23 protein-coding genes and 1 pseudogene are annotated in these 25647 nt (G+C 71.8%); 17 read left to right on the top strand and 7 right to left on the bottom strand.

The features are described 5' to 3' along the window. Positions 1–16 precede the first annotated feature (16 nt). Positions 17–946, bottom strand: a complete 930-nt coding sequence (locus ACZ48Z_RS01675) for a 5'-3' exonuclease (RefSeq protein ID WP_468733991.1) — start codon at positions 944–946, stop codon at positions 17–19. Between the two features lie 196 nt (positions 947–1142). Between ACZ48Z_RS01675 and ACZ48Z_RS01670 the strand changes: the two genes are divergently transcribed. From ACZ48Z_RS01670 to ACZ48Z_RS01655, 4 genes are all read left to right on the top strand, one after another. Beyond that, a complete protein-coding gene (locus ACZ48Z_RS01670; protein ID WP_468733778.1) occupies positions 1143–2192 on the top strand; it encodes a quaternary amine ABC transporter ATP-binding protein in 1050 nt (349 codons plus the stop codon). Continuing rightward, positions 2185–4794, top strand: a complete 2610-nt coding sequence (locus tag ACZ48Z_RS01665) for an ABC transporter permease/substrate binding protein (protein ID WP_468733777.1) — start codon at positions 2185–2187, stop codon at positions 4792–4794. The genes ACZ48Z_RS01670 and ACZ48Z_RS01665 overlap by 8 nt, the downstream gene beginning before the upstream one ends. 293 nt (positions 4795–5087) lie before the next feature. Beyond that, positions 5088–5657 carry a helix-turn-helix domain-containing protein gene (locus tag ACZ48Z_RS01660; RefSeq protein ID WP_468733776.1) on the top strand — a complete coding sequence of 190 codons (570 nt, stop codon included), beginning with the start codon at positions 5088–5090 and terminating at the stop codon, positions 5655–5657. Then, entirely contained in the window at positions 5654–6370 is a 717-nt protein-coding gene (locus ACZ48Z_RS01655) for a helical backbone metal receptor (protein WP_468733775.1), read from the top strand. The genes ACZ48Z_RS01660 and ACZ48Z_RS01655 overlap by 4 nt, the downstream gene beginning before the upstream one ends. On the opposite strand, the gene ACZ48Z_RS01650 is transcribed toward ACZ48Z_RS01655, so the two are convergent. Next, complete coding sequence (locus ACZ48Z_RS01650; protein WP_468733774.1) at positions 6282–7406, bottom strand: TDT family transporter; 1125 nt, start codon at positions 7404–7406, stop codon at positions 6282–6284. The two genes, ACZ48Z_RS01655 and ACZ48Z_RS01650, sit on opposite strands and share 89 nt — an antisense overlap. 70 nt (positions 7407–7476) lie before the next feature. On the opposite strand from ACZ48Z_RS01650, the gene ACZ48Z_RS01645 reads away from it, so the two are divergent. Beyond that, the gene (locus tag ACZ48Z_RS01645) at positions 7477–8403 is read left to right on the top strand and encodes a LysR family transcriptional regulator (protein WP_468733773.1); all 927 of its coding nucleotides are present in this window, start codon (positions 7477–7479) and stop codon (positions 8401–8403) included. A 155-nt stretch (positions 8404–8558) separates the two neighbouring features. On the opposite strand, the gene ACZ48Z_RS01640 is transcribed toward ACZ48Z_RS01645, so the two are convergent. Both ACZ48Z_RS01640 and ACZ48Z_RS01635 read right to left on the bottom strand, forming a co-directional pair. Continuing rightward, positions 8559–9248: a gamma-glutamyl-gamma-aminobutyrate hydrolase family protein gene (locus tag ACZ48Z_RS01640; RefSeq protein ID WP_468733772.1), complete on the bottom strand. Its 690-nt coding sequence runs from the start codon at positions 9246–9248 to the stop codon at positions 8559–8561. 67 nt (positions 9249–9315) lie between these two features. Further along, positions 9316–10053 (bottom strand): FadR/GntR family transcriptional regulator, encoded by a 738-nt coding sequence (locus ACZ48Z_RS01635; RefSeq protein WP_468733771.1) that lies wholly within the window; start codon positions 10051–10053, stop codon positions 9316–9318. 95 nt (positions 10054–10148) lie between these two features. On the opposite strand from ACZ48Z_RS01635, the gene ACZ48Z_RS01630 reads away from it, so the two are divergent. The 4 genes from ACZ48Z_RS01630 to ACZ48Z_RS01615 are packed head-to-tail and all read left to right on the top strand — an operon-like array spanning position 10149 to position 14513. Then, complete coding sequence (locus ACZ48Z_RS01630) at positions 10149–11507, top strand: glutamine synthetase family protein (protein WP_468733770.1); 1359 nt, start codon at positions 10149–10151, stop codon at positions 11505–11507. Between the two features lie 19 nt (positions 11508–11526). Continuing rightward, complete coding sequence (locus tag ACZ48Z_RS01625; protein WP_468733990.1) at positions 11527–12900, top strand: aldehyde dehydrogenase family protein; 1374 nt, start codon at positions 11527–11529, stop codon at positions 12898–12900. Next, positions 12897–13688 (top strand): 3-oxoacyl-ACP reductase, encoded by a 792-nt coding sequence (locus tag ACZ48Z_RS01620; RefSeq protein WP_468733769.1) that lies wholly within the window; start codon positions 12897–12899, stop codon positions 13686–13688. Before ACZ48Z_RS01625 ends, ACZ48Z_RS01620 begins: the two co-directional genes overlap by 4 nt. 21 nt (positions 13689–13709) lie before the next feature. Further along, positions 13710–14513 (top strand): DUF2510 domain-containing protein, encoded by an 804-nt coding sequence (locus ACZ48Z_RS01615; RefSeq protein WP_468733768.1) that lies wholly within the window; start codon positions 13710–13712, stop codon positions 14511–14513. Position 14514: 1 nt separating this feature from the next. On the opposite strand, the gene ACZ48Z_RS01610 is transcribed toward ACZ48Z_RS01615, so the two are convergent. Next, positions 14515–15717: an amino acid deaminase/aldolase gene (locus tag ACZ48Z_RS01610; RefSeq protein ID WP_468733767.1), complete on the bottom strand. Its 1203-nt coding sequence runs from the start codon at positions 15715–15717 to the stop codon at positions 14515–14517. Positions 15718–17251: 1534 nt separating this feature from the next. Between ACZ48Z_RS01610 and ACZ48Z_RS01605 the strand changes: the two genes are divergently transcribed. Next, entirely contained in the window at positions 17252–18109 is an 858-nt protein-coding gene (locus ACZ48Z_RS01605; RefSeq protein ID WP_468733766.1) for a hypothetical protein, read from the top strand. After that, on the top strand, positions 18106–19287 hold the full coding sequence (gene mycP / locus ACZ48Z_RS01600; protein WP_468733765.1) for a type VII secretion-associated serine protease mycosin: 1182 nt from the start codon (positions 18106–18108) through the stop codon (positions 19285–19287). The genes ACZ48Z_RS01605 and mycP overlap by 4 nt, the downstream gene beginning before the upstream one ends. 16 nt (positions 19288–19303) lie before the next feature. Here mycP and ACZ48Z_RS01595 read toward each other — a convergent pair whose 3' ends face one another. After that, on the bottom strand, positions 19304–20284 hold the full coding sequence (locus ACZ48Z_RS01595) for a serine hydrolase (RefSeq protein WP_468733764.1): 981 nt from the start codon (positions 20282–20284) through the stop codon (positions 19304–19306). 149 nt (positions 20285–20433) lie between these two features. On the opposite strand from ACZ48Z_RS01595, the gene ACZ48Z_RS01590 reads away from it, so the two are divergent. Continuing rightward, positions 20434–21165 carry an SseB family protein gene (locus ACZ48Z_RS01590; protein ID WP_468733763.1) on the top strand — a complete coding sequence of 244 codons (732 nt, stop codon included), beginning with the start codon at positions 20434–20436 and terminating at the stop codon, positions 21163–21165. Position 21166: 1 nt separating this feature from the next. Here the strand turns inward: ACZ48Z_RS01590 and ACZ48Z_RS01585 are convergent, their stop codons facing one another. Beyond that, positions 21167–21532: a DUF1844 domain-containing protein gene (locus ACZ48Z_RS01585; RefSeq protein ID WP_468733762.1), complete on the bottom strand. Its 366-nt coding sequence runs from the start codon at positions 21530–21532 to the stop codon at positions 21167–21169. Positions 21533–21871: 339 nt separating this feature from the next. Here ACZ48Z_RS01585 and infC point away from each other — a divergent pair. From infC to ACZ48Z_RS01560, 5 genes and pseudogenes are all read left to right on the top strand, one after another. Beyond that, a pseudogene (infC, locus tag ACZ48Z_RS01580) lies at positions 21872–22592 on the top strand (translation initiation factor IF-3). A gap of 108 nt (positions 22593–22700) precedes the next feature. Next, positions 22701–22895: a 50S ribosomal protein L35 gene (gene rpmI / locus ACZ48Z_RS01575; protein ID WP_328745753.1), complete on the top strand. Its 195-nt coding sequence runs from the start codon at positions 22701–22703 to the stop codon at positions 22893–22895. 101 nt (positions 22896–22996) lie between these two features. Next, entirely contained in the window at positions 22997–23380 is a 384-nt protein-coding gene (gene rplT, locus ACZ48Z_RS01570) for a 50S ribosomal protein L20 (protein ID WP_468733761.1), read from the top strand. Positions 23381–23535: 155 nt separating this feature from the next. Beyond that, positions 23536–24381, top strand: coding sequence for a TrmH family RNA methyltransferase (locus ACZ48Z_RS01565; RefSeq protein ID WP_468733760.1), 846 nt, complete (start codon positions 23536–23538; stop codon positions 24379–24381). Positions 24382–24430: 49 nt separating this feature from the next. Further along, positions 24431–25549, top strand: coding sequence for a sensor histidine kinase (locus ACZ48Z_RS01560; protein ID WP_468733759.1), 1119 nt, complete (start codon positions 24431–24433; stop codon positions 25547–25549). The last annotated feature ends 98 nt before the right edge of the window (positions 25550–25647 follow it).

Here is a 25647-nt window from a genome sequence, read left to right as displayed (position 1 = left end):
AAAGCGAAAGCAATATCTACGTGCTGAGCGTCGCCATCAGCCGCTGCAATGATCCCCCCAACCCCCAGTGGGCTGCCAGCTTCTCCAGTTCCGCGGGGTCGCGTGGCGTGCGCGGCAACGCGGTGTCCACCTGCGGCAGCGGGACGTCGTCGGCGACCTTGACCACCTTCGGCGCAACCGCGACATATGGCCGCGACTCGTCCAGCCGCTTGCGCTGCGACGGCGTGAGCTTCGCCTTCGGGTCGTCGACCGCGGCCATGATCCCGGCCACGTCGCCGAACTCGGCGAGCAGCTTGGCCGCCGTCTTCTCCCCGATGCCGGGTACGCCCGGCAGGCCGTCGCTCGGGTCGCCGCGCAGCAGCGCCAGATCCGCGTACCCGCGGCCGTCGACGCCATACTTCTCGCGCAGCCATGCCTCGTCGGTCAGCTGGAGCGTGCCGACACCCTTGAGCGGATACAGCACCCGCACCCCGCGCGAGTCGTCCACGAGCTGGTACAGGTCGCGGTCGCCCGTGACGATGTCGACCGGGCCCTTGGCCAGGCCGGTGAACGTGCCGATCACGTCGTCCGCCTCGTATCCGGCCACGCCCACGCGCGCGATGCCGAGCGCGTCCAGGACGGCCTCGATGATCGGCACCTGCGGCGAGAGGGTGTCCGGCACCTCCTCCTCGTCCGGGCCCGTCTCGCGTTCCTCGGCGACACGGTGCGCCTTGTAGGAGGGGATGAGGTCTACCCGCCACTGGGGGCGCCAGTCGGCGTCCATGCAGGCCACCAGGGCGTCGGGACGGTGGTCCTTGACCAGCCGGTCGATGAATTCGAGGAGCCCGCGCACGGCGTTCACCGGCGTGCCGTCGGGCGCCTTCACCGACTCCGGTACGCCGAAGTAGGCACGGAAGTAGAGCGAGGCGGTGTCGAGGAGCATCAGTCGTCCGGTCACGTCTCGCATCATGCCGTACACCACCGACACAGGCCGTCGGCGCGCAGTTCGACGGGCGGGTGTGAGCGTCCTGTGAACTGGGCCACCGATGTGTTTGGCCGAAAGTCATCAGGGCAGGCGCCGCCTCGGAGCGAGGCAGGTTGCACTTTCAACTGTTTCCGGACCTTCGTCTCCCCCCCCAGTGGTCGAGAGGCGAGAGGTGCCCGTGTCGTCACGGCTTGAGGCAGAGCAGTTGTTCAAGGTCTTCGGAAGACGGCCGCAGGAGGCCGTCGAGCGGCTCCGGGAGGGTGCCGACCGGGAGGGGCTGCGCGCCGAGGGCACCACCGCCGCGGTGATCGACGCCTCGTTCACCGTGGACCCGGGCGAGATCTTCGTCGTCATGGGACTGTCCGGCTCCGGCAAGTCCACACTCCTGCGCATGCTCAACGGCCTCCTGGAGCCGACCGCGGGCCATGTCCGCTTCGACGGCCAGGACCTCACCGCGCTCACCGACCGCGAACTGCGTGCCGTACGTGCGAAGAAGATCAGCATGGTCTTCCAGCACTTCGCGCTCTTCCCGCATCGCAGTGTGCTGGAGAACGCCGCCTACGGCCTCGCCGTGCAGGGCGTCGCCAAGGCCGAGCGCATCGCGCGGGCCACCGAGGCCCTGGAGATGTGCGGCCTGGGCGGCTGGGAGAAGTCCTGGCCCGACGAGCTGTCCGGCGGCATGCAGCAGCGCGTGGGCCTGGCCCGCGCCCTGGCCACCGACGCCGACCTGCTCCTCATGGACGAGTCCTTCAGCGCGCTCGACCCGCTGATCCGCCGCGACATGCAGGACCAGCTCCTCCAGCTCCAGCAGACCCTGAAGAAGACCATCGTCTTCATCACCCACGACCTCAACGAGGCCATGCGCCTCGGCGACCGGATCGCCGTCATGCGCGACGGCCGGATCGTGCAGACCGGCAGCGCGGAGGACATCCTGGTGCGGCCCGCCGACGACTACGTCGCCTCCTTCACCAAGGACGTCGACCGCTCCCGCGTCCTGACCGCGTCCGCCGTCATGGACACCGACGTCCGCGGGGACGAGGCCGACTGCGGCTGCGCGAGCGACTGCGAGACCGCGAGGCCCGACACGCCGTTCACCGAGCTCTGCGCGATGAGCGCCCGGTCGACGCACCCGGTGGCCGTCCTGGACGAGCACCGCACAGTCGTCGGCGTGGTCCCGCAGCAGCGCCTGGTCGGTTTCATCGGCGACACGGAGGCGGCCCATGCCTAGGATCCCGCTCGGCGACTGGGTCAACGACACCGTCGACTGGCTGCTCGACCACGTGTCCTGGCTCTTCGACTTCCTCAAGACCGTCTTCACAGGCACCTACGACGGTATCGACGCCGTCCTCCAGGCGCCCCATCCCCTGCTCCTCGCGGGCATCTTCGCCGTGATCGCCTTCTGGCTGCGCGGCACCCTCGCCGGGGTCCTCACCTTCGCGGGATTCGCCTTCATCGACTCCCTCGAACTGTGGGAGGACGCGATGACGACCCTCTCGCTGGTCCTCGTCGCCACGATCATCGCGCTGGTGATCGCCGTCCCCGTGGGCGTCTGGGCGGCCCGCTCCGACCGGGTCAGCGGGATCGTCCGCCCCGTCCTGGACTTCATGCAGACGCTGCCCGCGATGATCTACCTCATCCCGGCGATCCTGTTCTTCGGCACCGGTGCCTCCGCGGGCATCGTCGCCACCCTGATCTTCGCGCTCGCCCCCGGCGTCCGCATGACCGAGCTCGGCATCCGCCAGGTCGACAAGGAACTCGTCGAGGCCGCCGAGGCGTTCGGCACCAGCCCCCGCGACACCCTTCTGCGCGTCCAGCTGCCTCTCGCGCTGCCCACCGTGATGGCCGGCGTCAACCAGGTCATCATGCTCGGCCTGTCCATGGCCGCGATCGCCGGCATGGTCGGCACCGGCGGCCTCGGCGGCGACGTCAACGAGGCCATCGGCCAGCTCAACGTCGGTCTCGGCTCCGAGGCCGGTGTCGCCATCGTGATCCTCGCGATCTACCTCGACCGCATGACCGGCGCGCTCGGTACCCAGGTCTCCCCGCTGGGCCGCCGAGCCGCCGCCAAGGCCCGCGTCGCGCAGGGCGGGCTGAAGATCTGGTCCTACCGTCCGCGCCCCCAGATCGCCGTGATCGGCGTCGTGGTGCTCGCCCTCGTGGCGGGCGGCATGGGGATCTTCGGCGGTGCCTCCGGCGAGGCCACGGCCGTCGCGGGCGGCAAGGACGTCGGCCAGGGCAAGAAGATCAGCATCGGCTACGTCCCCTGGGACGACGGCGTCGCCTCCACGTTCCTCTGGAAGGAGATCCTGGAGCAGCGCGGCTACCAGGTGGACGCCAAGCAGCTCGACGCGGGCCCGCTCTACACCTCGCTCGCCGCCGGCAACGTCGACTTCATGACGGGCGCCTGGCTGCCCACGACCCACGAGCAGTACTGGAAGAAGTACGGCAGCAAGCTCGACGACCTCGGCGCCTGGTACGACAAGACGTCTCTTGAGCTGAGCGTCCCGTCGTACATGAAGGACATCAACTCCCTGGCCGACCTCAAGGGCAGGGCCTCCGAGTTCGGCGGGAAGATCACCGGCATCGAGTCCAGTGCCGGGGAGACGGCCCTGCTGAAGAGCAAGGTCCTCAAGGCGTACGGCCTCGACAAGGAGTACAAGGTCGTCGACAGCTCCACGCCGGCGATGCTGGCCGAGCTCAAGCGTGCGTACGCGCAGAAGGACCCGATCGTCGTCACGCTCTGGTCGCCGCACTGGGCGTACAACGACTACGACCTCAAGAAGCTCAAGGACCCCGAGGGCGCCTGGGGCTCGGGCGACGGCATCCACACCGTCGGCCGCAAGGACCTCGCGGCCGACGACCCGGTCGTCGCGCGGTGGCTGAAGGACTTCAAGCTGGACGAGAAGCAGCTCACCGGCCTGGAGGCCGAGATCAACAAGGCCGGTCAGGGCAGGCAGCAGGACGCTGTCCGCACCTGGCTCAAGCAGAACCCCGGGCTGGTCGACAAGCTGGCGCCCGTCCAGAAGGCGGCGGCGGAGACGGAGCGTCCGATCGACGTGGCCTGGTTCCCCTGGGACGAGGACATCGCCGTCACGTATCTCTGGAAGAACGTCCTGGAGGCCCGCGGCTACCGGCTGAACCTCAAGCAGATGGACGTCGGCCCGGTCTACACCGGCCTCGCCTCCGGTGACCTGGACCTCAACTTCGACGCCTGGCTGCCGTACGCGCAGAAGAACTACTGGGACAAGAACCAGGACAGACTGAAGGACCTCGGCACCTGGTACCGGCCGACCTCGCTGGAGGTCGCCGTGCCGTCGTACGTCAAGGGCGTGAAGTCCTACGAGGATCTCAAGGGCAAGGCGTCCCTCTTCGACGGGAAGATCATCGGGATCGAACCGGGCACCGGCGAGATGAGCCTCCTCAAGAGCAAGGTGCTGCCGGGCTACGGCCTCGACAAGGAGTACGACGTCGTCGACGGCTCCACGCCCGCGATGCTGGCCGAGCTCAAGCGCGCCTACGCCAGGAAGCAGCCCGTCGCGGTCGTCCTGTGGTCGCCGCACTGGGCGTACAGCCAGTACGACCTCACCAAGCTGAAGGACGACAAGAAGCTCTTCGGCGAGGGCAACACGATCCGCACCATCGCCAACGAGAAGTTCCCCGGGCAGTACCCGCAGCTCACCAAGTGGATCAAGGGCTTCCATATGAGCGAGGACGAGCTGGGCACCCTGGAGGGCGAGATCAACAAGTACGGCCAGGGGCACGAGGAGCAGGCGGTCGCCGCCTGGCTCAAGGAGCACCCGGAGATGGCCGGGCGGATGACAGGGTCATAACCGCTCGGGAACCACGGTAAGGATTCGGCCAACCACATAGAGCTACGCCATCGCCCGAACTCCGATGCCGACTAGGGGACTTGGACGTCCCGCGATGGGCGAGTGACCGAAACCCGGCCCCCCGACAGTTTGCGGGGGGCCGTTCGTCTGGCGTGAAGTGTGAGGTACGGTCGCACGCCGCGTGACATGGATGTGACGGCCGCGTGAAACGGTTTGCCGAACATGCGTAGGGTGCAGACAACTCATCAGGAGACGTGTCTCGGGACCGACGAGCGCAGGAGGGAGCCGGAGCCATGGGCGACCACAAGGAACAGCCCCTTCGGGTGGGCGCCGCCGTGCGCCGCAGGCGCCGCGCGCTGGAGCTCACCCTCGCCGTCGTGGCCGAGCGCAGCGGCCTCTCGGTCCCCTTCCTGAGCCAGATCGAGAACGAACGCGCCCGGCCCAGCCGCGGCTCCCTGGAGAAGGTCGCCGACGCCCTGCGCACCACGGCCGTCGAACTCCTCGCCGCCGCCGACCCGGCGTGCAGCGTCGACGTCGTGCACGCGGAGGGCCCGGAGCCGGACTGCGAACCCCGGATGCGCTCCCTGGTGCGCGGTCACCACCAGATGCACGCCCAGGAATTCACCGGCGACCACGACGCGGGACGCGAATTCCAGTACCGCAACGACCAGTTGATGTACGTCGCCGACGGTGCGGTGGACGTCGAGGCCGAGGGCCGCGCCTACCGCCTGGGCCGCGGCGACACCCTCTATCTCACCGGCGGAGTGCGCCACCGCTGGCGCGCGACCGTGCCGGACACCCGCGTGGTCGTCGTCGCCGTGGCCGAGAACATCGAGGCGGTCCAGGACCGGCCCCGGCAGTGAGGGTCGTCTCGCTCGTCCCCTCGCTGACCGAGGCGATCGCCCGCTCGGCACCGGGCGCCCTCGTCGGCGCCACCGACTGGTGCACCGAGCCGGCGGACCTCGACGTCACCAGGATCGGCGGCACCAAGAACCCGAAGCTCGACCGGATCGTCGACCTCGCCCCCGACCTGGTGATCGCCAACGAGGAGGAGAACCGGGAACCGGATCTCGCGGCCCTGCGCGAGGCGGGCCTGGAGGTCCTGGTCACCGAGGTCCGGGACGTCCCGCAGGCCTTCCGGGAACTGGCGAGGGTCGTGGCGGCCTGTGGCGCCGTACGGCCGCGCTGGCTGGACGAGGCCGAGGAGGCCTGGTCGGTGTTCGCGGCCCCCTCGCGCCGGATCACGGCGGTCGTGCCGATCTGGCGGCGGCCGTGGATGGTGCTGGGCCGGGACACCTTCGCGGGCGATGTGCTGTCCTGCCTGGGCGTGGACCACGTGTACGCGACGCACGCGGACCGCTATCCGCGCGTCCCGCTGGAAGAGCTGCGGGCGGCGGCACCGGACGTGGTCGTCCTGCCCGACGAGCCGTACCGCTTCACGCCCGACGACGGTCCCGAGGCCTTCCCCGGTCTGCCCTGCGCACTCGTCAGCGGACGGCACCTGACGTGGTACGGACCCTCACTGGCAGCGGCGCCGAAAGCACTGGGCGAGGCCCTGCGGGCAGCGCTCCGCTGAGGACCCCGCGCGCGGTGCGCACGGCGGCCGTGAGCCAGGCGGCGACGAGGACGCCGTACAGCGCGACGGCGAGCCCGTCGTACACGACGAGCCCCGTGTGCCGGGCCAGCGCCGCCGCCCCCGTGACACAGGTGCCGACCGGGAAGGTGAACGCCCACCAGGTCATCGAGAACCCCATCCCGCGCCGCCGGGCGGCGATCACATGCGCGCCGGCGAGCGCCAGCCACAGCAGCGCGAACCCCATGACGGGGACGCCGTAGAGGACCGCGAGGACCCCGAAGCCCTGGCTGTAGGGGGCCGGTACGACACCGGGGGCCACATCGGCGAACTTGCCGACGGCCGTGGTGGACTGGCCGAGCGGGCCGAGAACCAGAAACAGGGTCGGGGTGAGGGCGAGGGGGAGCGGTCCGCCGGTGACGATCCGCGCGAACACCAGCGGCAGCATGGCCAGGGTCGCCAGCAGGCTGAGCCCGAACATCGCGAAACAGGCCAGGAGCAGGGTCTCCCGGGCCTGACCGGCCGGAAGATACGGAACCAGGAGCGGGCCCAGCGCGGCCGACACCATGGGCGCCACCAGGGGCAGCAGCCACACGGGCGTGGCGTGCTGCGGCTCCGCCTTGTGCCCTACGGCCATGAGGTACGGCACGACGACGGCGGCCGCGAGTCCCGCGACCGTGCCGACGGTGAACAGCACGGCGTCGAGAGCGACCGCGGCCTGAATGCCGATCCAGTACCGGCCGACGGTGAGGGCACCCCCGCCGACGGCGAGCAGGGCCATCGCGAGGCAGCCGTAGAAGGGCGCGACCGCGGGGTCGAGGAGATGGGCGCGGGCCTGGTCGGCGTGGTGGCGCCAGTGCAGGGCGCGGGCGCACAGCAGGGTGACGAGCAGCAGGAGCGACAGGAGCCAGACGGCGGCGCAGATCGTGCGCAGGCCGGGGAGGTGCACGGGGAGCGCGGTGCCTGCGGTGGCGACGATCGCGGTGCCCATGACGGCGGCGTACCAGTTCGGCCCGAGGTGACGGACGGCGGTGACCATGACTCCACCCTCCCGCCGGGGGAGGGCCGGGACCAGGGAGTATGGCTCTATGAGGGCATAAGCTGTCTTTATGAGCGGTGCGGAGGAGCGCGGGACGACCGGGGGCGGCGGACTGTCCCATCGGGTGCCCGATCTCGGGGCGCTGGAACTGCTGCTCGCCGTGGCGCGGCTGGGGAGCCTCGGCGGGGCCGCCCGGGAGCTGGGGATCACCCAGCCCGCGGCAAGCAGCCGGATCCGCTCCATGGAACGGCAGCTCGGGGTGGCCCTGGTCGACCGCTCGCCCCGCGGCTCACGGCTCACCGACGCCGGGGCGCTGGTGACGGACTGGGCGCGGCGGATCGTGGAGGCCGCGGCGGCCTTCGACGCCGGGGCGCAGGCGCTGCGGGTCCGCCGCGACTCCCGGCTCCGGGTGGCGGCGAGCATGACCATCGCGGAGTACCTGCTGCCGGGGTGGCTGCTGGCGCTGCGCGCGGGTCGTCCGGACACGGCGGTGTCCCTGCAGGCCGGCAACTCCTCGACGGTGGCCGAACGGCTGCTCGCCGACGAGGCGGACCTCGGCTTCGTCGAGGGCCTCACGGTGCCGACCGGCCTGGACTCCGTGGTGATAGCGCACGACCACCTCATCGTGGTCACGGCACCGGGGCATCCGTGGGCCCGCCGCCGACGCCCCGTGGAAGCGGCCGAACTGGCCACGACGCCGCTGATCCTGCGCGAGAAGGGCTCCGGCACACGTCAGGTGCTGGACGCGGCTCTGGGGGGCCTCGCCCGCCCCCTCATCGAACTCTCCTCCACCACGGCGGTGAAGGCGGCGGCGGTGAGCGGAGCGGGGCCCGCGGTGCTGAGCGAACTGGCGCTCGGGGAGGAACTGGCGATGCGCCGACTGGTCCGGGTGCCGGTGGAGGGGGTGTCGCTGGCGCGGGACCTGCGGGCGGTGTGGCCCACGGGGCACCGTCCGGTGGGCCCGGCGAGGGACCTGCTGTCGCTCACACGGGGGTGATCGCCGCCCCGTCCCTGGGGGCTGCGCCCCCAGACCCCCGTCGGCCCGAAGGGCCTCGTCCTCAAACGCCGGACGGGCTGAAAATAGCCCCTCCGGCGTTTGAGGAGCGGGGGCCCGGGGGCGGAGCCCCCGGAGGACGGGAAGGGCCGACGGCCTCAGGCGTCAGCCGAAGCCTTGACGAGGGCCCGCATCACCCGCAGGTCCTCGCCCATCTCCGGATGCCACTGAACCCCCAAGACCCAGTGTTCGCCGGGGAGTTCGACGGCCTCCACCGTGCCGTCCGCGGCGTGTGCCGACGGGAGCAGGCCGGCCCCGAGGCGGTCCACCGCCTGGTGGTGGAAGGTCGGAACGGAGGTCTCCTCCGGGGCGATGTCGCCGTACACCGTGCCCGGTACGGGCTTGACCGGGTGCCGGCCGAAGACGCCCGGCATCTCCGCGTGGCCGTCGATGTGCTGGACGAGCGTGCCGCCGAGGGCGACGTTCAGGAGCTGCATGCCCCGGCAGATGCCCAGCAGCGGCACGCGGGCCGCCAACGCCGCGTCGATCAGGGCCAGTTCCCAGGCGTCCCGGGCCCGGGCGGGCGGGCCGGTGCGGGGCTCGGGTGCGGCGCCGTAGCGGACCGGCTCCACGTCCGGGCCGCCCGCGATCACCAGACCGTCGAGACGGGCCACCGTCGCGGCCGCGTGCTCCGGGGCGTCCGGCGGGAGCATCGCGGCCAGGCCGCCCGCGCGCTGCACCAGCCGCGGATACCCCGCCGGCAGCAGCGCCGCCTCCAGCTCCCAGACACCCCAGCGCGCCCCGGCCTCCAGATACGTGCTGATGCCGATCAGCGGTCGTACGGTCACTCGGCCCTCCCAGGCTTGCAATGGCGCAGGCCCATACCTTTGCGCCTCGGGGCGGCGAGAGGCAAGGTCACGCCAGGAACCCGCGCAACAGAGCCGCCGTCCCCGCGCAGTGCTCCCGCATCATCTCCCGCGCCCCGTCGGCGTCCCCGTCGAGGACCGCCTCGACCAGTCCGGCGTGCTGGCGCTGGGAGTGCTCCAGGTTGCGGACCAGCAGCGGGATGCAGTCGAGGAGGTCGTTCACCGAGGCCCGCACGGCCGCGTACTGCGCGGTCAGGGTCGGTGATCCGCACAGTTCGGCGATGGTCAGGTGCAGCAGCGTGTCCAGGCGCCGGTAGTCGGCCAGCGGCGCCTCCTGGGTGGCCGACAGTGCCTCCCGCAGCCGCTGTGTCTGCTCGGCCGTGAGGCCGTGCGTCGCGCACAGCCCCGCCGCACCCACCTCCAGCACCTCCCGGAAGCGCAGCACGTCCTCGATGTCCGCCTCGGCGATCCGGCGCCGCAGCTCGTCCTCGCCGACCGCGTCCCGCGCACGGGGCAGCACGAACGTGCCCCCGTACCGGCCGCGCCGCGACTCCACGAGCCCCTGGTCCTGAAGCACCTTCAGTACCTCGCGCAGCGTCACCCGGCTGATCCCGAGCCGCTCCGCGAGCTCCCGTTCGGCCGGCAGCCGCTCACCCCCCGGTACCAGCCCCAGCCGCACGACCTGCAGGATCTGCTCCAGCGCCTCCTCGAAGCCGTTGCCCGCCCTGACCGGCCGCAGTACCGGCGCCAGCCGGTCGTCCGGGCCGCCGTCAGCGTCCACCGACATATGGCCGAGCCCCCTTCCCAAGCAATGGTTCAGAGCAATACCTTATGGCTCCCGGCCCGGTCGGAAAAACGCGCAGCAGCCGAAGGAGCTCTCCCGTGGCAGACCGCACACCCCCGCTCAGCGTCGAGGAGCTGCACGCCCTCGTCGCGAGCGGAGAGATCGACACCGTCGTCCTGGCCTTTCCCGACATGCAGGGCCGGCTCCAGGGCAAGCGGATCGCCGCCCGCTTCTTCCTCGACGAGGTACTCCACCACGGCACCGAGGGCTGCAACTACCTCCTCGCCGTCGACACCGAGATGAACACCGTCGACGGCTACGCGATGTCCTCCTGGGACCGCGGCTACGGCGACTTCGCCATGCACCCCGACCTCGGCACCCTGCGCCGCGTGCCCTGGAACGCCGGTACGGCCATGCTGATGGCCGACCTCGGCTGGAACGACGGCTCGCCCGTGGTCGCCGCCCCGCGCCAGATCCTGCGCCGCCAGCTGGAACGGCTCGCCGAGCACGGCTTCACCGCCCAGGTAGGCACCGAGCTGGAGTTCATCGTCTTCAAGGACACCTACGAGCAGGCCTGGGACGCCAACTACCGGGGGCTGACGCCGGCCAACCAGTACAACATCGACTACTCGGTGCTCGGCACCGGCCGCATCGAGCCCCTGCTCCGCCGTATCCGCAACGAGATGGCCGCCGCCGGGCTCACCGTCGAGTCCGCCAAGGGCGAGTGCAACCCCGGGCAGCACGAGATCGCCTTCCGCTACGACGAGGCCCTGGTCACCTGCGACCAGCACGCCGTCTACAAGACCGGCGCCAAGGAGATCGCCTCGCAGGAGGGCGTCTCCCTCACCTTCATGGCCAAGTACAACGAGCGCGAGGGCAACTCCTGCCACATCCACCTCTCGCTCGCCGACGCCGCCGGCAACAACGCGATGGCGGGCCCGGACGGCATGTCCGACGTGATGCGGTACTTCCTCGCCGGACAGCTCGCGGCCCTGCGGGACTTCTCGCTGCTCTACGCCCCGAACATCAACTCCTACAAGCGGTTCCAGCCGGGCTCCTTCGCCCCCACGGCCGTCGCCTGGGGCCACGACAACCGCACCTGCGCGCTGCGGGTCGTCGGCCACGGCCGGTCGATGCGCTTCGAGAACCGGCTGCCCGGCGGTGACGTCAACCCGTACCTCGCGGTCGCCGGACTGGTCGCCGCCGGCCTGCACGGCATCGAGCAGAAACTGGAGCTGCCGGAGGTCTGTACCGGCAACGCCTACACCGCCGACTACGCCCACGTCCCGACCACCCTGCGCGAAGCCGCCGAACTCTGGGAGAACAGCCCGATCGCCCGGGCCGCCTTCGGCGACGAGGTCGTCGCGCACTACCGCAACATGGCCCGTGTCGAGCTCGAAGCCTTCGACGCGGCGGTCACCGACTGGGAGCTGCGCCGCTCCTTCGAACGTCTGTAGAGGTTCTCCGTTGTCCCCGCTGCCATACGAGCATGAGCTGACCGTCCTCAACCCGGCCACCGAGGAGGTCGTCGCCACCGTCCCCGCCGCCACCGCGGCCGACGTGGACGCGGCCGTCACCAGAGCCGCCCGGGCCCAGGTGCAGTGGGCCGCGGCGGCCCCCGCCGACCGGGCCCGGCTGCTGCGCCGGTTCGCCGACGTCGTCGACGGGCACGTCGAGGAACTGGCCCGGCTGGAGGTCCGCGAGGCCGGCCACCTCCTCGGCAACGCCCGCTGGGAGGCCGGCAACGTCCGTGACCTCCTCGCCTACGCGGCCGGGGGAGTGGAGCGGCTGAACGGCCGCCAGATCCCGGTCGCCGGCGGCCTCGACATCACGATCCTCGAACCGCTCGGCGTGGTCGGCGTCATCGCACCCTGGAACTTCCCCCTGCCCATCGCGGCCTGGGGTACGGCCCCCGCGCTCGCCGCCGGCAACGCCGTCGTCCTCAAGCCCGCCGAGACGACCCCGCTGACCGCCCTGCGGCTCGCCGAACTCGCCCTGGAGGCAGGGCTCCCGGAAGACCTCTTCCAGGTGCTGCCCGGCCACGGCCCGGTCGCGGGCACCGCCCTCGTCGAACACCCCGGCGTCGCGAAGATCGTGTTCACCGGGTCCAGCCGCACCGGCCGCGACGTCATGGAACGCTGCGCCCGCCAGATCAAGCCGGTGACGCTCGAACTCGGCGGCAAGAGCCCCAACATCGTCTTCGCGGACGCCGACCTCAAGGCCGCGGTGGACCCCTTCTCGTTCCTCGACAACTCCGGCCAGGACTGCTGCGCCCGCACCCGCATCCTCGTCCAGGAGTCCGTCCTCGACGAGGTCCGGGAACTGCTCGCCGACGCCCTGAAGGCCGTCGTCGTGGGCGACCCGGCCGACGAGAAGACCGAGATGGGCCCGCTGATCTCCCGCCAACAGCTGGACCGGGTAAGGGCGTTGGTGCCCGCCGACGCCCCCGGCCTGCGCGGCAGCGCGCCCGACGGGCCCGGATTCTGGTTCGCGCCGACCGTCCTGACCGGCGAGGCGCCCGACTCCGAGGCCGCCCGCGAGGAGATCTTCGGCCCCGTCGCCGTCCTGCTGCCCTTCACCGACGAGGCGGACGCGATCCGCCTCGCCAACGACAGCCCGTACGGCCTCTCCGGCTCCCTGTGGACCCGCGACATCGGCCGCGCCCTGCGCCTGTCCCGGGCCGTCAAGGCGGGCAACCTGTCCGTCAACTCCCACTCCAGCGTCCGCTACTCGACCCCCTTCGGCGGCTACAAACAGTCCGGACTCGGCCGTGAACTCGGCCCGGACGCCCTATCCGCCTTCACCGAAACCAAGAACGTCTTCATCAGCACGGAAGGCCCCGCCCAGTGACCTCTTCGACCGACCAGATCGTGTGCCGTCGCCTCGTCGGCCGCACGGCCGTCATCACCGGAGCCGGCAGCGGCATCGGCCTCGCCACCGCCCGCAGGCTCGCCTCCGAGGGCGCGAACGTCGTCTGCGCCGACGTCGACGAGACCCGCGGCAAGGCGGCCGCCGACGAGGTCGGCGGCCTCTTCGTCAAGGTCGACGTCACCGACCCGGAACAGGTCGAGGCCCTGTTCAAGACGGCGTACGACACTTATGGCAGCGTCGACGTCGCCTTCAACAACGCGGGCATCTCCCCGCCCGACGACGACTCCATCCTGGAGACCGGCCTGGAAGCGTGGAAGCGCGTCCAGGAGGTCAACCTGACCTCCGTCTACCTGTGCTGCAAGGCCGCGATCCCCTACATGCGGCAGCAGGGCAGGGGCTCCATCATCAACACGGCGTCCTTCGTGGCCCGGATGGGCGCCGCCACCTCGCAGATCTCCTACACCGCCTCCAAGGGAGGGGTGCTCGCCATGTCCCGTGAACTGGGCGTGCAGTTCGCCCGCGAAGGCATCCGCGTCAACGCCCTGTGCCCGGGCCCGGTCAACACCCCGCTCCTCCAGGAGCTGTTCGCCAAGGACCCCGAGCGTGCCGCCCGCCGCCTGGTCCACATCCCGGTCGGCCGGTTCGCCGAGGCCGACGAGATCGCCGCCGCCGTCGCCTTCCTGGCCAGCGACGACTCCTCCTTCGTCAACGCCAGCGACTTCCTCGTGGACGGCGGCATCTCGGGCGCCTACGTCACACCGCTGTAGGTCTCGCCCTACAGTGCCGCAATGAGCAGGACGCTCCCGCCCGGCTGGTACCCGGACCCCGGCGCCCCCCATCTGGAGCGCTGGTGGGACGGGACGGCCTGGACGGACCACCGACGCGCCCCCGAGGCCCCCGGCCCGCCACGACCGGCCGACGGGGCCTCGGGGCGCGCGAAGGCCGTCGCCCTGACGGTCTCCGGAGCGGTCCTCGTCACCGCGATCGTCACCGGGGCGTACGCCCTGGCCCGCGGCGACGGGGACGATGTCGTGGCGGACACGGCACCGACGGCCGCGACTCCGTCGGCTTCCGCGAGCTCCCCGGCCCCGCCCCGCCTGGTCGACGAACTCGACGGCATCAGCCTGCCGTTGCCCGACGGCTGGACCCCGTCGAAGTACGTCACCCGCGACAACATGGTGATGACCACCGGCGGGGGCAGGGTCTTCACCCGCACCCTGCCCCCGCACTCCGGGAGGTCCCCGGCATCCCTGGCGAAGAAGGACATACCGCAGGCCGCCGACACCTCCTACGGCGGCCAGGAACCCGGCCGGCACCCCGACGGCGGCATCGAGAGCCACCGGGTCCTCAGATCGGAGCGGGTCTCGGTCGCCGGATGCGCCGGATACGTGGTGCGCTGGCAGGTGAAGTCGGCCGACGGGCCCGGTGGTTACGTCCAGTCACTGGCCTTCACCCCCGGCTCCGGCCGCGGCTCCCCGGCCCCGGCCGCCGTCATCGTCCGCTTCGCCTTCGACGGCGGCCCGGACGGACCGCCGCTCGCCGACATGGACCGGATCACCGAGGGAATCCGGCCGGTCGGCCCCGAGCGCTGACCTACAGGAAGGTGTGACCTTCCCCGCGGTACGTCGGGACGGTCGCCGTCACCACGTCCCCCTCGATGAGGTGCAGCACCTCGAACCGCTCGCACAGCTCACCGGCCTTGGCGTGCCGGAACCACACCTTGTCGCCCAGCAGCAGATCGTCGGCGGGCGCGCCGAGCAGCGGGGTCTGCACCTCGCCGGGCCCCTCCTGCGGGTCGTACTTCAGCCCCTCCGGCAGATACGGCACCGGCAGCCGGTCCGGTCCCGGCGCGCCGGAGGCCGGGTAGCCGCCGCCGAGGACGGTCACGACACCCACCCCGGGCCTGCGCACGACGGGCATCGCGAAGAGGGCGGCCGGACGCCCGCTGAAGGACGTGTAGTTGTCGAACAGCCTCGGCACGTACAGCCCCGACCCGGCACCGATCTCCGTGACGGCGTCCTCCGCGGCGGTGTGCTGCACACTGCCGGTGCCGCCGCCGTTGACGAACTCCAGGTCCGGTACGACGGACCGCACCGCGCGCACCACCGCGGCCCGCCGCTCGACGAGTTCCCGGCGGGCCGTGGCCTGCATCAGCCGTACGGCCCGGGAACGCAACGGCCGTCCGGCCACCGCGTCCCCGACACCGGCGATGTGCCCCTCGTAGGCCATGATCCCCACGACCTTGAACCCGGGACGCCGGGCCACCGCGCGAGCCATGTCGGCGACCTGTGCGGGGGAGTGCAGCGGCGAACGCCGGGCACCGACCCGCACCCTGCCGCCCAGAAGCTTCAGCGAGGTGTCCAACTCCAGGCAGACCCGGATGACTTCGGTGCCGCCGGCGCGGGCCTCGTCGATGAAGGCGAGCTGCGCGGGGTCGTCGACCATCACCGTCACCGCGGCGGCCAGCTTGGGATCGGCGGCGAGTTCGGCGTATCCGGCACGGTCGGCGGACGGGTAGGCGAGCAGGACGTCGTCGAATCCGCCCCGGGCCAGCCACAGGGACTCGGCGAGGGTGAAGGACATGATCCCGGCGAATCCGTCCTTCGCCAGGACACGTTCGAGCAGTGCCCGGCACCGCACGGACTTGCTGGCGACGCGGATCGGCTTGCCCCCCGCACGGCGGACGAGATCGTCCGCGTTGGCATCGAAGGCGTCCAGGTCCACGATCGCGAGAGGAGCGTCGAGAAGAGCGGTGGCCCGGTCGTAACGGGCCCGGTCGGCGGCGCGCGCAGTCATGAACGAAGACTGCCAGACAGGATTACCGCAGGGTAGGGGGACGATCCGGGCAGATGCCCCCGGCCTCGCGGACTGGTTCCCGTTCGCCCAGGAACAACCCGTAGAGTGACGCGCACGCACGCAGGGCTGTTCGCCCCCCGTCGCCGCCGCGCCGGGATGCCGGCCCTCCCGTGCGGGTATGCGTGCCCGGACGGCCGTCTTCCACACCGGCGACCACCGGCGAGGGCCCGCGCACGACCGAACGGCCCGGACATGAGGAAACGGGGGGCGCATGAGTACGGAAGCACGCCGCGCCTCGATCCCCCCACGCCCGACGACACCGCCACGGCCGGCTCAGCCGCCGACGGCCGGGGAGGGCGAGCCCGGTTCCGCGGAATCCGGTGAGCCGGGTGGGCGTGTGACCGACGGCTCCGACTGGCAGGCGTTCGGCGAGCGTGGCCGACGGACCACCGGGGCGCCGGGCAGACCGGTGTTCGGAGGGTTCGACTGGCAGGGGTCCGGTGGGGATGCGGGGGAGCGGGTGTTCGGTGACTCCGGTCGACAGGGGCGCGGTGACGCCGGTCGACAGGACGCCGATGCCACGGCGTCCCGCGCGTTCGGCGACATGAACACGGGACGGGAGTTCGGCGGACCGTCCGCCGCAGGCCGGCCTCCGATACGCGCGACGAACGACGCGGGCTCCGGCCCGACGCCGACCACGGATGACGCGTCCGCCCCTCGGGACACCTCGCGCCCCGGCTCCTCGAACCCGGAAGCCCCCTTGCCCGGCAGTGTTCCGCCCCCGCCCCCGGCCTCGGCCCGCTTCCCTGACACCGCCCCGGGCGCCGAGTCCCGCCCGACGAACGCGGCGCCCCCCGCCGGGCCCGGACCGGGCACCGCCGGCACGCCCGGTGTCGTACCGCCCCGGCCCGGTTCCGAACCCTCGGTCCCCCCACGCCGTACCGGCGCCCCCGCCGAGACCGCGTCGGAGACGACCTTCCGGATACGTCCCGTCCCGGCCGCACCGCCGTCCGGTACGGGGCGCACCGGCTCGCCCTCCGGCGGCACCCCCGCACCCGGTTCCGGCCCCGGTCGTATCGGCGGTTCCGCCTCCACGGGCCGGCAGCCAGGTGCGCCCGCGGTACCGCCTGTGCCTGAGCCCCGCCCCGGTTCCGGGCCCGGTCGTATCGGCGGTTCCGCCTCCACGGGCCGGCAGCCCGGTGCGCCCGCGTCCTCCCCGGCGGGGACGTCCGCGGTACCGCCCGTGCCCCAGACCCGCCCCGGGTCCGGTCGTCCCGGTGCCGCTTCCGAAGGCCGGCAGCCGGGTGGGCCCGCTCGTCCCGGATTCCCGCCGCGTCCGACCCGCGAGGCGTCGGCCTCCGGCGCCCTGCGCACGCCCCCGGCACCGGCAGACCCGCCGGCCCCACCTCGCGCCCCGGCCGGCTCCCCTTCCGGGCCCCCGGCCCCCGCAGCCCCGCCCCGCCCGGCGCCCGGCGGAGGTTCCCGGAGTACGGCCTCCCTGTCTCCCGACCCCTCCCTGTCCTGGAGCGCCCCCATGCCCCCGCATGCCGGAACTCCCGGCAACGGACGGCCTGTCGTGTCGCTCGGGGAGCCCGAGGTGGGGTACGAGAACCGGCCGCGGCCGCGACCGTGGGGGCTGCGGATTCCGGCGCGGATCGTCGCGGTGGCCGCCTGCGTCGTGCTCGGGCTCGGACTCATCGGCGGTGCCGTGACCGGGAGTTGGCTGATCGGGGACTCGGGGGAGGACAGCGGCGGCGACAGCTTCGCCAAGGCCGGAGAGCTGTGGCACAGCGTTCCCGTCGACCAGTTGTTCCCGCCGACCGTGGACGGCCAGGGCGCAGGACCCGGCGGCGCCGACCGTACGTGGACACGGATCGCCGTCGCCCCCGACAGCGGCTGCAAGGACGCCTTCGACCCGCTGCTGCGCAAGGCCCTCGCCCCCGTCGGCTGCGAACGCCTGCTGCGCGCCACCTACACGGACGCCACCCAGAGTTACGTCACCACGGTCGGCCTCCTCTTCACCGACGCCGACGCCACGGCGATGCGCGCCCTCAGCACCCGCTTCAGCAAGGAGGACCTGGACGCCCGCACCGACCTGATGCCCCTGCCGTACGCGGCGAAGAACACCCTCGCCGCCGACTTCGGGGCCCGGCAGCGGGCCTCCTGGACGATCTCCGTCCTCACCGACGCCCCCGTCGTCGCCTACGCAGTCTCCGGCTGGGCGGACGGCCGTGCGGTCGACTCCCCGGAGCCCGCCGAGAAGGCCATGGACTCCGGCGACACGACCCCCACCGCCCAGGCCGGCCTCGGCAACGAGGCCAAGGGTCTGGCCGACCGCGTCGAACGCGCCCTGCGCAAGACCGTCACCTCGCCCCCGGAGCAGTCCTCATGAGCGTCATCCCCCGCCGGGCAGGCCTCCTGAGCGTCCTCCTCGCCGCCTCCGTCGCCCTGGTCCCGCCCACCGCCGCGCACGCCGACGGCATCCGCGCCAAGCAGTGGGCCCTGGACGCCATGCACACCCAGGAGGCCTGGCGGACGACCAAGGGCGCGGGCGTCACCGTGGCCGTGCTGGACACCGGCGTCGAAGCCGACAACCCCGACCTCGTCGGCAACGTCCTCGCCGGCAAGGACATGATCGGCTTCGGGGCCACGGAGGGCGACCGCACCTGGGCCCGGCACGGCACCGCCATGGCCGGCATCATCGCCGGTCACGGCCACGGCATCGGCAACGGCGACGGCGTCCTGGGCATCGCCCCCGAGTCCAGGATCCTCCCGGTCCGCGTGATCCTGGAGGACGGCGACCCCGCCCGCACCAAGGCCCGCAACACCCGCGGCAACGCACTCGCCGAGGGCATCCGCTGGGCCGCCGACCACGGCGCCGACGTCATCAACCTCTCCCTCGGCGACGACTCCGCCTCCGCGCACCCCGAGGCCGGCGAGGACGACGCCGTCCAGTACGCGCTGAAGAAGGGCGTGGTCGTCGTGGCCTCGGCCGGCAACGGCGGCGACAAGGGCGACCACATCTCCTACCCGGCCGCCTACCCGGGCGTCATCGTCGCGACCGCCGTCGACAAGTACGGCACCCGCGCCTCCTTCTCCACCCGCCGCTGGTACGCCACGGTCGCCGCCCCCGGCGACGACGTGGTCATCGCCGACCCCGACCACAAGTACTACGAAGGGTGGGGGACCAGCGCCGCCTCCGCGTTCGTCTCCGGCGCCGCCGCCCTCGTCAAGGCGGCGCACCCGGACCTGACGCCCGCGCAGATCAAACGGCTCCTGGAGGACACGGCCCGCAACGCCCCCGCCGGTGGCCGCGACGACTCCCGCGGCTTCGGCTTCATCGACCCCGCGGCGGCGCTCAAGGCCGCGGACCGTCTCAAGCCGGAGGGCCTGCAGGCGGCCTCCTACGGCGACAAGTACTTCGGCTCCGGCCCCGACACCGCCGACTCGCAGGACGGCACGGCCAGTTGGGCGGCCCCGCTCGCGGGCGGCTTCGGCGGCGTCCTGCTGGTCGCCGCGGTGTTCCTCTGGCGCGGACGCCGCGCCCGCCGCTCCTACGAGGGTTTCTGAGCAGGGCGTACGACGGTCACCTGACGACAGCCGCGGCCGTGGCGTTCGCCGACGCGGCCCCACCGGTGAAGACCGACACGGCCGCCTTCGCCGCCGCCTCCACCAGTGAAATCCCCTTCGCCTGCGTCGAGTTGCCGTTCGACAGCACGGCCACCAGGTAGTCGTGGCCGTCCACCGTGACCCGTCCGATGCTGTTGATGTCCCACAGCCCGGTCGTGCTGCGTGGCAGCCAGCCGTTCTTCAGCGCCCAGCCGGAGCCGTCGGCCGCCGCCGAGACACCCCAGTGCTGGTCGGCCTCTATCCGCCCCATCAGCCCCTGGAGATACGACCGCGAGCCCTCGCTCAGCTCCGAGTCGTCCCCGAACACCTGCTGGAGCAGGGTGAGTTGGTCGGCGGCCGTGGTCTGGGTGAGCCCCCACAGAGCTCCGTCGCCGCCCTGGGTGCCGGTCAGCCCGAACGTCTCGTTGGCGGCGTCGAGCCCCGAGGCCTTCCCGATGATGTCCCACAGCGCGGACGCCGAGGCGTTGTCGCTGTTCTCGATCATCGTGGTGGCGTACGCCTTCTCCCGCTCGCTCAGCTTCGTGCCCGCCTCCTGGTGCCGGAGCAGCAGCGCCGCCAGGATGTCGACCTTCACGATGCTCGCGGTGTCGAAGACGCCGTCGCCGTGCACCGCGCTGTCGCCCGACTCGAGGTCGAGGACCGCCGCCGACACCTTCGCGCGGCCCGTCACGCTCACCGACTTCATGGCGTCGGCGAGCAGCGCGTCGAGATCCACCGGCTCCGTCACGGCCGCCTCCTGAGTCGTGGCCGCCGGGGACGACGAGACCGGAGCCGCCGCCGACGATACGGCGCTCACCGCGGAGTGCGCCTGCGCCTTCACGTAGACCGTGCCCCCGGCCGTGACGCCGACGACGGCGACGCAGGCGAGCGCGGTGTACATCAGGGACCGGCGCGGGACTCTGCGGGCCCGGCGTCTGGCGGCTCTGGAGGACTCCATGCCGCGATCGTCCGGCCGCCGACTGTGCGGGCCGTTAGACGGACGTTAGAGCTGTGTCAGCGAACTCTGAGAAACCCGTGAAAGCGGTCACGGGCGGGTTTCCGGGCCCGCACAAGCGCAGCAGCAAGCCCCCTATAGGGTCGGTGACCGTGGCGAACAAGAACATTCCCGACCCAGGCTTCTCCGACGACGACGGCTCCGCCGATCCCCGGCTGAGCGCGGCACTGGCGGCCTGGGCCGAGGACCGCGCCGCCGTGGGGCCCGTCCTGGAGGCGTTGAAGCGGGCTCGGCTGCTCGTCCCGGTGGTGGCCGTGCTCGGCGAGGTCGAGGAGGACGAGAAGGGCCTGCGCCGCGAGAAGACCAGCGACATGGCCGTGCCGACTCTCAAGGCCGGATCCAGGACCGCCCTGCCGGCCTTCACCTCCACCGGCTCGCTGGCCCGCTGGGACCCGGAGGCCCGCCCCGTCGCCGTACCCCTGCACCAGGCGCTGCAGGCCGCCGCGCACGAGAAGGCCGACACGGTCGTACTGGATCTGGCGGGGCCGGTGCCCTTCGAGCTGACCGGTCCCGCGCTGCTCGCCCTCGCCGAGGGGCGTACCTCCACGGACCCGCTCGCCGACCCGGCGGTCGTGGACGCGGTGCGTGCGGCGGTCGCCGACGTGCGCGCGGTGCTGCGGGCCCATCTCGGTCCGGGCCGGGGCGACGGCACGCTCGCCCTGGTGTTCGAACCTGCCGTACCGCACGACGCGGGCGTCCACGCGGTCGCCCGGCGCCTCGCCGCCGACGAGACACTGAGGGCCCGCCTGGTGCGCGGCCTCGACCTGGCAGTCCTGCCGGCCGGTGCCACGCCTCCGGGCGAGCCCCTGTACGTACGCGGGTGACCTAGCCGTAGACCGGGCCGGTGTACTTCTCGCCGGGGCCCTGGCCCGGCTCGTCCGGGACGAGGGACGCCTCGCGGAACGCCAGCTGGAGCGACTTCAGACCGTCGCGCAGGGGGGCCGCGTGGAAGGAGCTGATCTCCGTGGTGCTCGCGTCCAGCAGACCGGCCAGGGCCGTCACCAGCTTGCGGGCCTCGTCCAGGTCCTTGTACTTGTCGCCCTCCTCGGTCAGGCCGAGCTTCACCGCGGCGGCGCTCATCAGGTTGACGGCGACCGTCACGATCACCTCGACGGCGGGGACCTCGGCGATGTCGCGGGTCATGTCGTCGAAGTCGGGGGACTCAGGGGACGCGGGAGGGGTGTCACTCATGTCCCACACGATAGGGCCCGGTGCACGGCGGTTCGCACCACCCCCTGGTAGCTGCTAACCTTGTGTGACGACCGGCCGGACATTCATATGCCCGGCCCACAAGTGGAGGCTCCGATCTCCCACCTGACCGTCCTCCGGGACGGCGGGTCACCCCGGTCAGGCGGTCACCATCGTTCCGTACGGACGATGGAGTCGCCCGAAAGCGCGCCCCGCGATCATCGTGGCGGTGCTCCGGCAGTGTTTTGGAGCCCCGTCTTGTGATCGTCCGGGGCATTTTTTGTGCCTCGGGGCGGTTAGGTCGGTCGAACACAGACAAGCGCGACCGTCCGCCAGATGGCCGTGTGGTGCTAACCGAGGAGGATCCATCAGCACCGAACCCCGTATCAACGACCGGATTCGCGTTCCCGAGGTGCGACTTGTCGGTCCGAGCGGCGAGCAGGTCGGGATTGTTCCGCTTGCCAAGGCCCTGGAGCTCGCGCAGGAGTACGACCTCGACCTGGTCGAGGTTGCGGCGAGCGCGCGTCCGCCGGTCTGCAAGCTCATGGACTACGGGAAGTTCAAGTACGAGTCGGCCATGAAGGCCCGTGAGGCGCGCAAGAACCAGGCGCACACGGTCATCAAGGAGATGAAGCTCCGGCCGAAGATCGACCCGCACGACTATGACACCAAGAAGGGTCACGTCGTCCGGTTCCTCAAGCAGGGCGACAAGGTCAAGATCACGATCATGTTCCGTGGTCGCGAGCAGTCCCGGCCCGAACTGGGCTACCGACTGCTGCAGCGTCTCGCGTCGGACGTGGAGGACCTCGGCTTCATCGAGTCGAATCCGAAGCAGGACGGCCGAAACATGATCATGGTTCTCGGTCCGCACAAGAAGAAGACCGAGGCGATGGCCGAGGCGCGCCAGGCGCAGGAAGCCCGCAAGGCTGACGCGAAGGCCAACCCCGGCAAGTCGCAGAACGTCGCGGAGTCCGAGGGTGACGAGTTCACCGAGGACGACGCACTCACCGCGGACGACGAGGCTTCGGCCGAGGCGCCCGTGGAGGCTCCGGCCGAGGCGTGACCCCGGGGACGCGAGTCCCCAGGACGTAACCGATCCAACAGCGCGTTCCACCGTGCCCGGTTTCACGACCGGGCACCGGAACGCCACCGACGAGGAGAGAACGGCGCTATGCCGAAGAACAAGACGCACAGCGGTTCCAGCAAGCGCTTCAAGATCACCGGCTCCGGCAAGGTGCTCCGCGAGCGTGCCGGCAAGCGCCACTACCTCGAGCACAAGTCGTCCCGCGTGACGCGCCGCCTGACCGGCAACGCCGAGATGGCCCCGGGCGACGCCAAGAAGATCAAGAAGCTTCTCGGCAAGTGACGTACGCGGCGTTCCCAGCGAACGCCGTACGTCAGGACCGGGACCCAATCGTTTCCGGGCCGTGTGAGTCCAACCACGGCCCCGCTACAAGGAGTTAACAAGTGGCACGCGTCAAGCGGGCAGTCAACGCCCACAAGAAGCGCCGGGCGATCCTCGAGGCGGCCTCCGGCTACCGCGGTCAGCGTTCGCGCCTGTACCGCAAGGCCAAGGAGCAGGTCACCCACTCGCTGGTCTACAACTACAACGACCGCAAGAAGCGCAAGGGCGACTTCCGCCGGCTGTGGATCCAGCGCATCAACGCCGCTGCCCGCGCCAACGGCATGACGTACAACCGCCTCATCCAGGGTCTGAACGCCGCCAACATCGAGGTGGACCGCAAGATCCTGGCCGAGCTGGCCGTCAACGACGCGCCCGCCTTCGCGGCGCTCGTCGAGGTCGCCCAGAAGGCCCTCCCGGCGGACGTGAACGCGCCCAAGGCCGCGTGACGCCGCGCCGGCTCTAGGCCGACGTGACTTGATGGACCCGTGGGCTGCTGCCCGCGGGTCCGTTGCGTTGAGTGGCGGGGTGGGCGCGGCATCGCCGGCTTCCGCCCTCGTGGTTGATCGCCGTTGCGGCGGAAAGTTGGTTGAAAGTGAGCGCGATGCCCCCGGTTGCCCCCGAGCTGATCTCCCCCCGCTCGCCCCGTGTCTCCGCCGCCCGGCGGCTCGCCAGGCGGAACTTCCGGGGGAAGGAGCGGCTGTTCCTGGCCGAGGGGCCGCAGGCGGTGCGGGAGGCCGCCGGGCACGGTCTGGTGGAACTGTTCGCCACCGTGGAGGCGGCCGAACGCTACGCGGACATCGTCGGAGAGGCCCGGGACGCCGGCGCCCGCGTCCACCTCGCCGCCGAGGACGTCATCGCCGACATCTCGACCACCGTCACCCCGCAGGGCCTCGTCGGGATCTGCCGGTTCCTCGACACCCCCTTCGAGGAGATCCTCGCCGCCCGGCCGAAGCTCGTCGCCGTCCTCGCCAACGTGCGGGACCCCGGGAACGCCGGCACCGTGCTGCGGTGCGCCGACGCCGCCGGCGCCGAGGCCGTCGTACTGACCGACGCCTCCGTCGACCTCTACAACCCCAAGGCCGTACGCGCCTCCGTGGGCTCCCTGTTCCACCTGCCCGTCGCCGTCGGGGTGCCCGTGGAGCAGGCGATACAGGGGCTGAAGGACGCCGGGGTGCGCATCCTCGCCGCCGACGGGGCCGGGACCGACGACCTCGACGACGAGCTCGACCGGGGGACCATGGGCGGGCCGACCGCGTGGGTGTTCGGCAACGAGGCATGGGGGCTCCCGGAGGAGACCCGCGCACTCGCGGACGCCGTGGTGCGCGTCCCGATCCACGGGAAAGCCGAAAGCCTGAACCTCGCCACCGCGGCCGCCGTATGTCTCTATGCGTCAGCCCGTGCGCAGCGCGCCTCCGGAGGGTGCCGCTCCGTCACCGAGAACCAGTAGGGTGACCAGCTCGGGGGCCCCTCAGACGCCTGAGAGGTGGGGTGCGGGGATGAGTGTCGGCACGAGGAGCGCACACGGCGTGTCCGAGGCCTGTGCCGGTGGACTCGCCGAGCTCGGCATCGATCCCGACCAGCTGCCCGACGGCCTCGTCGTCGCGGACGAGCAGGGCCGCGTGATCTGCTTCAACGCCGCCGCGGCCCGGATCACCGCACTTCCCGCCGAGGACGCCCTCGGACAGCGGCTGGAGAAGGCCCTCCCATTAGAGGACCTGGAGGGGCGGCGCTGGTGGCAGCTGACCGACCCGTACGGCGGCCTCGCCATCCGCAGGCGCCAGCCCGAGCGGAATCTGCTGCTGCCCGGCGGCCGTGAGGTCCTCGTCTCCGCCACCTACGTGCGTACCGAGCCCACCGGACCCGTCCACCGCGTCGTCGTCGGCCTGCGCGACACCGAGGCCCGCCGCCGCACAGAGCGCAGCCACGCCGAGCTGATCGCCACCGTGGCCCATGAGCTCAGGTCCCCGCTCACCTCCGTCAAGGGCTTCACCGCGACCCTCCTCGCCAAGTGGGAGAGGTTCACCGACGACCAGAAACGGCTGATGCTGGAGACCGTCGACGCGGACGCCGACCGGGTCACCCGGCTCATCGCCGAGCTGCTGGACATCTCCCGCATCGACTCCGGGCGCCTCGAACTCAGGCGCCAGCCCGTCGACATCGGCGCCGCCGTCGGACGCCACATCCAGGCCTACGTCGCCGCGGGCCTCGCCGCCGACCGGTTCCTGCTGCGTCTGGAGCAGCCGCTGCCCGCCCTGTGGGCCGATCCCGACAAGGTCGACCAGGTGCTCAGCAACCTGCTGGAAAATGCGGTGCGGCACGGGGAGGGAACCGTCACGATTGACATCACGCCCACGGCGTCCCCCCGAGAGGGAGAGGACATCGGCACGTCGGTCACGGTGAGCGACGAGGGGCCCGGCATCCCGGAGGAGTCCATGAACCGCGTCTTCACCCGCTTCTGGCGGGGCAGCAAGCGCGGCGGCACCGGACTCGGGCTGTACATCGTCAAGGGCATCGTCGAGGCCCACGGCGGCACCATCACGGTAGGCCGCGCCCCGGGCGGCGGCGCCGAGTTCCGATTTACGTTGCCCGTGAGCGTTCCGGCCTATCTCACCTGAGATCCGCCCGAGCCGCCCGCGGGCGCATTCGCGTACCTGGGGGCCGCTCTCGGACCGGGCGTCCTGCGTGCGGCCCCACCCCCGTTAGACTCGGCCTT

Source organism: Streptomyces sp. NPDC031225 (genome assembly GCF_055570355.1).
Note: the sequence above shows the minus strand (reverse complement) of the source record. Positions and strands in the feature narration are given on the sequence as shown.